17 protein-coding genes are annotated in these 11,908 nt (G+C 39.6%); all 17 read left to right on the top strand.

Annotated elements, in window-relative coordinates:
• Positions 1-122 precede the first annotated feature (122 nt).
• The 17 genes from tuf to rplN all read left to right on the top strand — a co-directional run bounded on the left by tuf (position 123) and on the right by rplN (position 11,888).
• Positions 123-1,310, top strand: coding sequence for an elongation factor Tu (gene tuf, locus CD33_RS10875; RefSeq protein ID WP_036200762.1), 1,188 nt, complete (start codon positions 123-125; stop codon positions 1,308-1,310).
• 136 nt (positions 1,311-1,446) lie between these two features.
• On the top strand, positions 1,447-2,136 hold the full coding sequence (locus tag CD33_RS10870; protein WP_036200761.1) for a response regulator transcription factor: 690 nt from the start codon (positions 1,447-1,449) through the stop codon (positions 2,134-2,136).
• Between the two features lie 3 nt (positions 2,137-2,139).
• Complete coding sequence (locus CD33_RS10865; protein WP_036200759.1) at positions 2,140-3,159, top strand: sensor histidine kinase; 1,020 nt, start codon at positions 2,140-2,142, stop codon at positions 3,157-3,159.
• Positions 3,160-3,259: 100 nt separating this feature from the next.
• Complete coding sequence (locus CD33_RS10860) at positions 3,260-4,021, top strand: ABC transporter ATP-binding protein (RefSeq protein ID WP_036200758.1); 762 nt, start codon at positions 3,260-3,262, stop codon at positions 4,019-4,021.
• On the top strand, positions 4,011-5,993 hold the full coding sequence (locus CD33_RS10855) for an FtsX-like permease family protein (RefSeq protein WP_036200757.1): 1,983 nt from the start codon (positions 4,011-4,013) through the stop codon (positions 5,991-5,993). The genes CD33_RS10860 and CD33_RS10855 overlap by 11 nt, the downstream gene beginning before the upstream one ends.
• A 411-nt stretch (positions 5,994-6,404) precedes the next feature.
• Positions 6,405-6,713 carry a 30S ribosomal protein S10 gene (gene rpsJ / locus CD33_RS10850; RefSeq protein WP_036172433.1) on the top strand — a complete coding sequence of 103 codons (309 nt, stop codon included), beginning with the start codon at positions 6,405-6,407 and terminating at the stop codon, positions 6,711-6,713.
• Positions 6,714-6,760: 47 nt separating this feature from the next.
• Complete coding sequence (rplC, locus tag CD33_RS10845) at positions 6,761-7,390, top strand: 50S ribosomal protein L3 (protein ID WP_036200756.1); 630 nt, start codon at positions 6,761-6,763, stop codon at positions 7,388-7,390.
• Positions 7,391-7,416: 26 nt separating this feature from the next.
• Positions 7,417-8,040: a 50S ribosomal protein L4 gene (gene rplD / locus CD33_RS10840; RefSeq protein ID WP_036200755.1), complete on the top strand. Its 624-nt coding sequence runs from the start codon at positions 7,417-7,419 to the stop codon at positions 8,038-8,040.
• The gene (gene rplW, locus CD33_RS10835; RefSeq protein WP_036200753.1) at positions 8,040-8,324 is read left to right on the top strand and encodes a 50S ribosomal protein L23; all 285 of its coding nucleotides are present in this window, start codon (positions 8,040-8,042) and stop codon (positions 8,322-8,324) included. Before rplD ends, rplW begins: the two co-directional genes overlap by 1 nt.
• Before the next feature lie 46 nt (positions 8,325-8,370).
• On the top strand, positions 8,371-9,201 hold the full coding sequence (rplB, locus tag CD33_RS10830; protein ID WP_036200751.1) for a 50S ribosomal protein L2: 831 nt from the start codon (positions 8,371-8,373) through the stop codon (positions 9,199-9,201).
• Between the two features lie 60 nt (positions 9,202-9,261).
• Positions 9,262-9,540 (top strand): 30S ribosomal protein S19, encoded by a 279-nt coding sequence (gene rpsS, locus CD33_RS10825; protein ID WP_036200750.1) that lies wholly within the window; start codon positions 9,262-9,264, stop codon positions 9,538-9,540.
• Between the two features lie 22 nt (positions 9,541-9,562).
• Complete coding sequence (gene rplV / locus CD33_RS10820; RefSeq protein ID WP_036200749.1) at positions 9,563-9,907, top strand: 50S ribosomal protein L22; 345 nt, start codon at positions 9,563-9,565, stop codon at positions 9,905-9,907.
• A 3-nt stretch (positions 9,908-9,910) separates the two neighbouring features.
• Positions 9,911-10,567, top strand: coding sequence for a 30S ribosomal protein S3 (gene rpsC, locus CD33_RS10815; protein WP_036200747.1), 657 nt, complete (start codon positions 9,911-9,913; stop codon positions 10,565-10,567).
• Positions 10,568-10,569: 2 nt separating this feature from the next.
• A complete protein-coding gene (rplP, locus tag CD33_RS10810) occupies positions 10,570-11,004 on the top strand; it encodes a 50S ribosomal protein L16 (RefSeq protein ID WP_036200745.1) in 435 nt (144 codons plus the stop codon).
• Positions 10,994-11,194: a 50S ribosomal protein L29 gene (rpmC, locus tag CD33_RS10805; protein WP_036200742.1), complete on the top strand. Its 201-nt coding sequence runs from the start codon at positions 10,994-10,996 to the stop codon at positions 11,192-11,194. The genes rplP and rpmC overlap by 11 nt, the downstream gene beginning before the upstream one ends.
• 18 nt (positions 11,195-11,212) lie before the next feature.
• The gene (gene rpsQ / locus CD33_RS10800; RefSeq protein WP_036200740.1) at positions 11,213-11,476 is read left to right on the top strand and encodes a 30S ribosomal protein S17; all 264 of its coding nucleotides are present in this window, start codon (positions 11,213-11,215) and stop codon (positions 11,474-11,476) included.
• Positions 11,477-11,519: 43 nt separating this feature from the next.
• Positions 11,520-11,888: a 50S ribosomal protein L14 gene (gene rplN, locus CD33_RS10795; RefSeq protein WP_036200739.1), complete on the top strand. Its 369-nt coding sequence runs from the start codon at positions 11,520-11,522 to the stop codon at positions 11,886-11,888.
• Positions 11,889-11,908 lie beyond the last annotated feature (20 nt).

Genomic DNA, 11,908 nt, shown 5'->3' with positions numbered 1-11,908 from the left:
ATTTCATCTTGTTTCAAGTATAAATAATTTGTAAGCTATGATTGACTGGCTGCTAAGGGCCCTTTTCAGCCAGCAGTTATAACATAAAAAATAATAAACTCATATTTAGGAGGCTAACTCTAATGGCTAAAGAAAAATTTGACCGTTCGAAAACGCATGCTAACATTGGTACAATCGGACACGTTGACCATGGTAAAACTACATTAACTGCTGCAATCGCTACAGTTCTTTCAAAAAAAATGGGTGGAGAAGCTAAATCATACGCTGATATCGATAACGCTCCAGAAGAAAAAGAACGTGGAATCACTATCAACACTTCTCACGTAGAATATGAAACTGAATCTCGTCACTATGCGCACGTTGACTGCCCAGGACATGCTGACTATGTTAAAAACATGATCACTGGTGCTGCTCAAATGGACGGCGGTATCTTAGTAGTATCTGCTGCTGATGGCCCAATGCCACAAACTCGTGAGCACATCCTTTTATCACGCCAAGTAGGTGTACCTTACTTAGTAGTATTCTTAAACAAATGTGATATGGTTGATGACGAAGAATTACTAGAATTAGTTGAAATGGAAGTACGTGATTTACTTTCTGAATACGATTTCCCAGGTGACGATCTTCCAGTAATCAAAGGTTCTGCTCTTAAAGCTCTTGAAGGCGAAGCAGAATGGGAAGAAAAAATCGTTGAATTAATGAACGCTGTTGACGAGTACATCCCAACTCCAGAACGTCAAACTGACAAACCATTCATGATGCCAGTAGAGGACGTATTCTCTATCACTGGTCGTGGTACTGTTGCTACAGGTCGTGTTGAACGTGGTCAAGTTAAAGTTGGTGACGTAATTGAAATCGTTGGTATCGACGAAGAAGCTAAATCTACAACTGTAACTGGTGTAGAAATGTTCCGTAAATTATTAGATTATGCTGAAGCTGGTGACAACATCGGTGCTTTACTTCGTGGGGTTGCTCGTGAAGACATCCAACGTGGTCAAGTATTAGCTAAACCAGGTTCAATCACTCCACATACAACTTTCAAAGCAGAAGTTTATGTATTATCAAAAGAAGAGGGTGGACGTCATACTCCATTCTTCTCAAACTACCGTCCTCAGTTCTACTTCCGTACAACTGATGTAACTGGTGTTATCAACTTACCAGAAGGCGTTGAAATGGTAATGCCTGGTGACAACATCGAAATGAACGTTGAATTAATCTCTCCAATCGCTCTTGAAGAAGGTACAAAATTCTCTATCCGTGAGGGTGGCCGTACTGTTGGAGCTGGAGTAGTAGCTTCAATCCAAAAATAATAAAGTTTATAACGACTTTGACCAATTCGTGGGGACGCTCGCGAATTGGTTTTTTATTTAATGAAATTCCTGCTTTTTGTAAAATTTTTACTTAGAAACTCCCACCAATGTTACAATAAACTTGAGGAGTGATGATATGGTAACAAAGGTGCTATTAATTGAAGATGATCAATCAATTTTTGAAATGATACAGGAGCGATTTATCAACTGGGACATGCATATCATTGGCCCCCCTGACTTTCAAAAAGTGATGGATTATTTTATCGCAGAAAGCCCCCAATTAGTAATTATAGATATTCAATTACCTGCATTTGATGGGTTCCATTGGTGCAGAGAAATACGAACAGTTTCAAAAGTGCCTATTATTTTTTTATCTTCCCGGGACCATCCAATGGATATGGTCATGGCCATGCAAATGGGGGCAGACGACTTTGTGCAGAAGCCTTTTCACATGGATGTCTTGTTGGCGAAGGTTCAAGCGATTTTGCGTCGCACCTATGACTATACAGATGAGCAAACTGAATTGGTGCGCTGGAATAATGCAACGGTCGATTATGCCAAAGGGACCGTCTTGTTTGACAATCATTCGTGTGAGCTGACAAAAAATGAACTATTTATATTAAGGTTGCTCTTGCAACAGTTGGATAAAGTAGTATCAAGGGATGAATTAATGCGTAAACTTTGGGATGATGAAAGATTCGTTAATGATAATACGTTAACTGTGAATATCAATCGGTTAAGAATGAAACTTGAAGAGATTGGTTTAAAAGACGTTATTGTCACTAAAAAGGGACTCGGTTATATGGCAATTACGGTAAAGAGGTGACGAATGGGTTTTTTATTGTTTTTAAAAGAGCGTTTGGCATGGATTGCCTTCATTTTCATACTCATATCTTTCATAAATATAATATTCTTTCTGGATGCAGGATTTTCTGGTATATCAACCAGCTATTTTAATATAGTCACAACTGTTTTGGTCGTATCCTTTCTATTTTGGCGCTGTATAAAGGAAACACAAGGGGTAAATCATTTCCTGGGAAATTTGTCGAATGCTAGAGAGTTCTTATATAGACAAGATACAGCCCTCTCTCCTTTCCAACGCAAATATTTTGAAGAATTTCAAAATGTCATCGAACAAAAAGAAGTTTTGCTCAATCAGTCGAACGTAAAGCTACTTGAAGATACGGAAGCCCTTCTTGCCTGGGTACACGAGATGAAAACGCCACTTACTGCTCTGAAGTTGATGATTGAACAGGTTGAGGATATCAGGCTCCGTCACAGGCTTGAAAATGAGTGGATGAGAATACATTTATTACTGGACCAACAACTTCACCATACAAGATTAGCATCAATAGAGAAGGACAACCGTTTGGAGAACATAGTATTAAAATCTGTAATCTTTAATGAAATAAGGGAGTTTCAGACATGGTGCATGGAGAAGGGGATAGGTTTTCAGACGGAGGGATTGGATCAAAAAGTAATTTCCGATAGAAAATGGTTATGTTTTATAGTACGTCAAATCTTATCAAATGCCATAAAATATAGTCATGGTAATAGTGAAATCTCCATATATACGGAAATGGATGATTCCTCTCACTTGCTGTTGCATTTTGAGGACCATGGAGTCGGTATTCGTCCTGAGGATTTACCGCGCATTTTTCAAAAATCGTATACCGGAACAATCGGCCGGGAATCGGTTCAATCGACAGGTATGGGATTATACTTAGCACAAAATGCAGCCGAGAGTCTCGGAATAGCTATATATGCACAATCAACTTTAAATGTGGGATCCAAATTCACTCTGAAATTCCCGCTTCAAAATGAGTATCAAAAAAGTTATGGTAGATGACAGAAATGTCACCTACCATTTCTTTTTGTCATGTAAATCGGAGGTAGGAATATATCCGGAACTGTAAAATGAAAATAGTAAAGGAAAGGGGCGAAACAAATTGTCAGTTTTGGTTGGTAGAAAAATTAGAAAAGTATTTGGGAAAAAATCAACAGCACAAGAAGTGTTGAAAGGTATTGATATAGAAGTTAGTAAAGGGGAATTTGTCGGAATCATGGGACCATCCGGTTCTGGTAAGACGACGCTGTTAAATGTCCTGTGCTCGATTGATCACCCAACAGAAGGGGTTGTTGAAATTAGTGGGCAGAGTTTAAGGGGCATGAAAGAAAAGGAGTTGGCCAAGTTTCGAAGGGAGCAGCTCGGATTTATCTTCCAGGATTATAATCTGCTCGATACACTTACAGTTAAAGAAAACATTCTACTTCCATTCTCGATTAGCAAGCTGCCAAGAGCGGTTGCGGATAGCCGATTAAAAGAGCTTGTTGCCTTGCTCGGCATTTCAGATATCTTGAATAAGTATCCAAACGAAATATCAGGAGGTCAAAAGCAAAGAACATCTGCCGCACGTGCGTTGATTACAAATCCGACATTAGTGTTTGCAGATGAACCAACAGGTGCGCTTGATTCGAAATCGGCAACTGCGTTACTAACCAATTTGGAAAAGATCAATCAACAAAAATCCGCAACCATTATGATGGTTACCCATGATTCAGTTGCAGCCAGCTTCTGCTCAAGAGTCTTATTCCTGAAGGATGGGGCTATCTATACAGAACTTTACAGAGGAGATAAAACAAGGCAGCAATTTTTCCAGCAAATTATGAGTACTCAAAGTGTACTAGGTGGTGATGGTTATGACGCTTAGTCGGTTGGTATTTCGAAGTATGCGGAAAAACCTCAAACAATACTATTTATATTTCTTTGCGCTTATTTTTAGTGTGACGCTTTGTTTTTCATTCACCACACTTCAGTATAATCCGAGTGTAGTTGAAGCGCTTAGGCTAAGTGGGACAGCTTCTGCAGGCTTCACTGTGGCAAGCTATATTTTATATGTAATTATCACCTTATTTGTACTTTATGCAAGCCAGCTGTTTATGAAAAGAAGAAGTAAAGAGATTGGTCTTTATCAACTGATCGGTATGACAAAAGGGTTAGTAGTGCGGTTGATTGCTTTAGAAAATATTGTACTTTTTATATTGGCTGTTTGTATTGGGATGATTCTAGGGTTTCTTAGCTCCCGTTTATTTGCCATGATCTTAATGAAATTGCTGGAGATCGATTTTGTAATCCAACTTTCGTTCTCCCAAGAAGCATTGAAGCAATCGGTTATTATTTTTGCTATTCTTTTAGTAGTCATCATATTGCAGCTGGTATGGATGGTGCGCCGAGTTTCGCTATTGTCTCTATTTAGTGCTGCAAAACAAGCCGATGAACGTGTGAAGCGGTTCAGTATCTTCCAGTCGGTAGTAGGATTGCTGGGATTGTTGCTTATAGCTTTTGGATATTATCAATCTACCTTATTATTTGATGTAGAGAAGCAAGGGATCTTTAATAATTTATTTCTGCACATGATTATCATACTTGGTTCCACAGTGCTCGGGACATTTTTATTTTTCCGGTACTCCGTTTCGCTCATCATGAATTTGATAAGAGCAAAGAAAAGTGGTCACTTAAAGGTAAGGGATGTAATGGCAGTTACGCCCATTATGCATAGGATGAAAGGGAACTCCAAGTCATTAACGCTCATCACGATATTAACAGGACTGGCAGTTGGAATTATGAGCTTATCCTATATTTCGTATTACTCTGCAGGAGAGAATGCAAGGCAGGTCTCGCCATATGACTATATTCTATTAAATAATCAAGGAACGGAATTTATCGATCAGCTGGAGCGTGAAGGTATTGAATTTGAACAGGACACATATCAAATTTCAAATGTCATGTTGGATATTAGTGAGCTAGTATCGAATCATTTAAAGGAAATCACTTTGGTCAGTGGAGATTCTGAAACTACTGTTGTCTCTTTAAGTGATTTTCAACAGGTAGCGCCTGATGTACAGTTGGAAAAGGGAGAGGCTTTGATAACGAGTTATGTGAGTGTTTTAGCAGAGGTTTTGCCGATCCATCCAGGGCGGGATATTAAAGTGAAAGCTGGGGAAAGTGAAATACCTCTATATATTACGGATGTCCGTGAAGACAATCTTGTATCCGGCAGAGTCACAATGGGCAGTCCAATTTTGGTGGTAACGGATGAGACCTTCGATAAGATACGACTGGATAACGCAGCAGAGGAGTTCAAGTTCACATCTCAAATTGGCATAAATCTTGCTGATAGCAAAGATACGGAAAAAGCAGAAGAGATTTATCAGAACTTGGCCGACAAAAGAGCAATCGCAAATGAAAGTAACGATGACAGTTTTATTCAGCAATCATATGAAGAGGTTAGGAAAAACAATATTACCTCTCTGGGATTAACGATTTTTGTAACAGCCTTCTTAGGACTTGCCTTTTTACTTACAACAGGCAGTATTCTTTACTTCAAGCAAATGGCTGAAGCAGAGGAGGAGAGAGAGTCCTATAAAATTCTTCGTAAGATTGGTTTCTCGACAAACGACCTTCTGAAGGGAATATATGCAAAACAAGCCTTTAACTTTGGGATGCCTTTGGCAATAGGTTTATTGCACAGCTACTTTGCTGTAAAATCCGGTTGGTTCTTATTTGGATCGGAGTTGGTTGCGCCATTAGTGATCACAATGACGCTGTATGTCATCATGTATACGATGTTTGCAATATTGTCCATCCAATATTATAAGAGAGTTGTAAAAGAATCATTATAATATAGAAGGAACTCGATATTGCATACAGAGGCATACAATATAAATATTCTATTAGTATAGGAGATCGCTTCCCATGGGTTGGGGAGCGATTTTACATTTTAAAGGAATAAGAACGCAAATTACCACTAAAGATTAATGAATAAATGTTTGATATAGTATAGAATTTCTTATATACTAGTAAAGGCTTTGAAACAATATGTAGATAAGCGAAGTATAAAAGACGACAATTGAAAAGAATTCAGCAAAAACACTTGCTTATTCTTTTTTTATTGTATATAATGTTGAATGTTGGTCTTTGACTGCGATGAAGCGGGAGGTTGCCGACACACCCGGCCGCTTTGCCATGGCGCGTGTGTGGGAAATTTCCGTGGAGAATGTCTAGTAATTAGGCGAAAAAAAGGAGGGAAAATAATGGCAAAACAAAAGATTCGTATCCGTTTAAAAGCGTATGATCACCGTGTTTTAGATCAATCTGCTGAGAAAATTGTGGAAACTGCTAAACGTTCAGGTGCTAGTGTATCAGGTCCGATTCCGTTACCAACTGAAAAATCTGTGTACACAATTCTTCGTGCGGTTCACAAGTACAAAGATTCTCGTGAACAATTCGAAATGCGTACGCATAAACGTTTAATCGACATCATTAACCCAACACCACAAACTGTTGATGCGTTAATGAAACTTGATTTACCATCTGGCGTTGATATTGAAATCAAACTTTAATGGTAAAAACAAATAGAACTTTTTAATAATCACAGGAGGTGTGACAAATGGCTAAAGGAATCTTAGGTAGAAAAGTTGGTATGACACAAGTTTTCGCTGAGAATGGTGATTTAATCCCTGTAACAGTTATCGAAGCTACTCCAAACGTAGTTCTTCAAAAGAAAACTGTTGAAACAGACGGTTACGAAGCAATTCAAGTTGGTTTCGAAGACAAGCGTATTAAGCTTTCAAACAAACCAGAACAAGGTCACGTAGCAAAAGCGAATACTGCTCCTAAGCGCTTCATTCGTGAATTCCGCAATGTAAACGTGGAAGAATACGAAGTTGGTCAAGAAGTCAAAGTAGAAATTTTCGCAGAAGGCGATGTAGTAGATGTAACAGGAGTTACTAAAGGTAAAGGTTTCCAAGGTGTTATTAAACGCCACGGACAATCTCGTGGTCCTATGGCCCATGGTTCTCGTTACCACCGTCGTCCTGGTTCAATGGGTCCAGTTGCTCCGAACCGCGTATTTAAACAAAAGAATTTACCTGGTCAAATGGGTGGCAATGTAGTTACAATTCAAAACATCGAAATCGTTAAGGTTGATGTTGAACGTAACTTGCTACTAGTTAAAGGTAATGTTCCTGGTTCTCGTAAAGCATTAGTTACAGTGAAAACTGCTGTAAAATCTAAATAATTTCTCGAAGAAAGGAGGAAACAGGAATGACAAAAGTATCTGTACTTAGTCAAACAGGCGCTTCTGTAGGTGAAATCGAGTTAAACGACTTAGTTTTCGGAATTGAGCCAAATGAAGCAGTATTATTCGACGCAGTAGTTGCTCAACGCGCTTCTCTACGTCAAGGTAATCATAAAGTTAAAAACCGTTCTGAAGTTGCTGGTGGTGGTCGTAAACCATGGCGTCAAAAAGGAACTGGTCGTGCTCGTCAAGGTTCTATCCGCTCTCCACAATGGCGTGGCGGTGGTACTGTATTCGGACCAACTCCACGTAGCTATAGCTACAAGTTGCCGAAAAAAGTTCGTCGCTTAGCTCTTAGATCTGCTCTTTCAGCTAAAGTTGGAGAACAAAATTTCTTAGTTCTTGATGCATTGCAATTAGCAGCACCAAAAACAAAAGATTTCAAAGCGATTTTAGGTAACCTTAAAATCGAAAAGAAAGCATTATTCGTTACTGCTGAATTAGATGAGAACGTGGCATTATCTGCTCGCAACATCCCTGGCGTAACGGTTGTATCAGCTACTGGAATCAATGTTCTTGATCTTTTAGGTCATGAAAAAGTTGTTTTCACAAAAGCTGCAGTAGAAAAAGTTGAGGAGGTGCTTGGATAATGGAAGCACGTGATATTCTAAAACGTCCGGTCATTACTGAGCGTTCTTCTGAGCTTATGGCTGAGAAAAAATACACTTTTGAAGTTGATGTGCGCGCTAATAAAACTCAAGTTAAAGATGCTGTGCAAGAAATCTTTGGCGTAACAGTTGATAAAGTAAACATCATGAACTACAAAGGTAAATTTAAACGTGTTGGTAAATTCGGCGGATACACAAACAAACGTCGTAAAGCAATCGTTAAATTAACTGCTGATAGCAAAGAAATCGAAATTTTTGATATCTAATTTCCGATAAGGAAAGAATCGAACATTCAAGAAGGAGGGAATACACATGGCGATTAAAAAGTATAAACCAACCTCAAATGGCCGTCGTAACATGACGTCATCTGATTTTGCGGAAATCACAACTAATAAGCCTGAAAAGTCTTTATTAGAACCAATTAAACGCAAAGCTGGTCGTAATAACCAGGGTAAAATTACTGTTCGTCATCATGGTGGTGGTCATAAGAAGCAATACCGCGTAATCGATTTCAAACGATTCAAAGATGGAATCCCAGGACGCGTTGCTACTATTGAATATGATCCAAACCGCTCTGCGAATATCGCATTAATCAATTATGCTGACGGTGAAAAACGTTACATCTTAGCTCCAAAAGGATTAGAAGTTGGTCAAACAATCGTATCTGGTCCAGATGTAGATATTAAAGTAGGTAACGCTTTACCATTAGCAAACATTCCAATGGGTACTACAATCCATAACATCGAGTTAAAACCTGGTAAAGGCGGACAATTAGTACGTTCAGCTGGTACTTCTGCGCAAGTACTTGGACGTGAAGGTAAATACGTAATCGTTCGTTTACAATCTGGTGAAGTTCGCTTAGTACTTGCAACTTGCCGTGCTACAATCGGTCAAGTAGGTAACGAGCAACACGAACTTATCCACATTGGTAAAGCAGGTCGTTCTCGTTGGTTAGGTAAACGCCCAACTGTACGTGGATCTGTAATGAACCCTAACGATCACCCACACGGTGGTGGTGAAGGACGTTCTCCAATCGGACGTAAATCACCAATGACACCATGGGGCAAACCAGCTCTTGGTTACAAAACTCGTAAAAAGAAAAACAAAACAAGTAAGTTCATCATTCGTTCTCGTAAAAAATAATGTGATTGTACTACGGTTCGAATACAGGGCCGTGGTGGAGTCACGGAGGGAGGTTCCTAAATGGGTCGCAGCTTGAAAAAAGGACCTTTTGTGGATGATCACTTAATGAAAAAAGTTGAAGCACAAGAGAGTTCAGAAAAAAAACAAGTTATTAAAACTTGGTCACGCCGTTCTACTATTTTCCCGAACTTCATCGGTTTAACTATCGCTGTATATGATGGACGCAAACATGTTCCTGTATACGTGACAGAAGATATGGTAGGTCACAAACTAGGCGAATTCGCACCGACACGTACTTACAAAGGTCACGGTGCAGATGACAAGAAAACAAGACGCTAATTTTGAGAGGAGGTAAATCCTAATGACACAAGCTAAAGCTATCGCTCGCACAGTGCGCATCGCTCCTCGTAAAGTACGTCTAGTAGTAGACTTAATCCGAGGCAAGCAAATTGGTGAAGCAGTTGCAATTTTACGTCATACTCCAAAAGCGGCGTCTCCAGTCGTTGAGAAAGTATTAAAATCTGCAGTTGCAAACGCTGAGCATAATTATGATTTAGATGTAAACAACCTAGTTGTTTCTGAAGTTTTTGTTGACGAAGGTCCAACATTAAAACGTTTCCGTCCACGTGCACAAGGACGTGCAAGCGCAATTAACAAACGCACAAGCCACATCACTCTAGTGGTATCTGAGAAGAAGGAGGGTTAATCCGTGGGTCAAAAAGTACATCCAATAGGACTGCGAGTTGGTATTATTCGTGATTGGGAGTCAAAATGGTACGCTGAGAAAGACTATGCGACTCTATTACACGAAGATATCAAAGTTCGTAAATATATCGAATCTGCATTAAAAGAAGCATCTGTTTCTAAAGTAGAAATCGAGCGCGCTGCAAATCGCGTAAATATTACAATTCATACTGCGAAACCAGGTATGGTAATCGGTAAAGGCGGTACGGAAGTTGAAAACTTACGTAAATACCTTAACGAACTAACTGGTAAACGTGTACACATTAACATCGTAGAAATCAAAAGAGCTGATCTTGATGCTCGTTTAGTAGCTGAAAACATCGCTCGTCAACTTGAGAACCGCGTATCATTCCGCCGTGCTCAAAAGCAAGCAATCCAACGCACAATCCGCGCTGTTGCAAAAGGAATTAAAACACAAGTATCTGGTCGTTTAGGTGGCGCTGATATCGCGCGTGCTGAGCATTACAGTGAAGGAACTGTTCCACTTCATACTCTTCGTGCTGACATCGACTATGCTCACGCAGAAGCTGACACTACTTATGGTAAATTAGGTGTTAAAGTATGGATTTATCGTGGTGAAGTCCTTCCAACGAAGAAGAGCTCTGTGGAAGGAGGCAAATAATAATGTTATTACCAAAACGCGTAAAATATCGTCGTGAACACCGTGGTAACATGCGTGGAGAAGCGAAAGGCGGCAAAGAAGTAGCTTTCGGTGAATGGGGCCTACAAGCAACAACTGCAAGCTGGATCACTAACCGTCAAATCGAATCTGCCCGTATTGCAATGACACGTTACATGAAACGTGGCGGTAAAGTTTGGATTAAAATTTTCCCACACAAGCCATACACTAAAAAGCCTCTTGAGGTTCGAATGGGTTCCGGTAAAGGTTCTCCGGAAGGCTGGGTAGCAGTAGTAAAACCAGGAAAAGTAATGTTTGAGGTTGCTGGTGTATCTGAAGAGATCGCACGTGAAGCACTTCGTTTAGCATCACACAAACTTCCTGTTAAATGTAAGATTGTTAAACGTCAAGAAACTGGTGGTGAATCTAATGAAAGCTAATGAAATCCGTGACCTTGCCACTTCTGAAATTGAATTACAAGTGAAATCACTGAAAGAAGAGCTTTTCAACCTTCGCTTCCAATTGGCGACTGGTCAATTAGAAAACACAGCTCGCATCCGCGAAGTTCGTAAAGCGATTGCGCGCATGAAAACTGTGATTCGTGAAAGAGAAATCAGTGCAAATAACTGATAAAGGAGGTTCTTTAGTATGACTGAGCGTAATCAACGCAAAGTTTACACAGGCCGTGTAGTTTCAGATAAAATGGACAAAACAGTTACTGTTCTTGTTGAAACTTATAAGAAACACAAATTATATGGTAAACGTGTAAAGTACTCTAAAAAATTCAAGGCTCATGATGAGCTAAACGAAGCGAAAATCGGTGATATCGTACGTATCATGGAAACTCGTCCGTTATCAGCTACAAAACGCTTCCGTCTAGTGGAAGTCGTAGAAAAGGCTGTTATTATTTAATAACATTTCGGAAACATTCGAATTCCGAAGGGAGGTAACCTAAGTGATCCAACAAGAAAGTCGTATGAAAGTTGCTGACAACTCAGGTGCACGCGAAGTGTTAACAATTAAAGTACTTGGTGGTTCTGGCCGTAAAACTGCTAACATCGGTGATATCGTTGTTGTAACAGTTAAGAAAGCAACACCAGGGGGCGTTGTCAAGAAAGGTGACGTTGTTAAGGCTGTTGTCGTTCGCACAAAATCTGGTGTACGCCGTAAAGATGGTACTTATATTAAATTTGACGAAAATGCTTGCGTAATCATCAAAGACGATAAGTCACCACGCGGAACTCGTATTTTCGGACCTGTTGCACGTGAATTACGTGATAGCAACTTCATGAAAATCGTTTCATTAGCTCCAGAAGTTCTTTAATTTCATGATAGTACCAATCA

The sequence above is a fragment of the Ureibacillus sinduriensis BLB-1 = JCM 15800 genome (assembly GCF_000772955.1).
In the GTDB taxonomy this organism is placed as follows: domain Bacteria; phylum Bacillota; class Bacilli; order Bacillales_A; family Planococcaceae; genus Ureibacillus; species Ureibacillus sinduriensis.
This window is presented reverse-complemented; position numbering and strand designations above follow the sequence as displayed.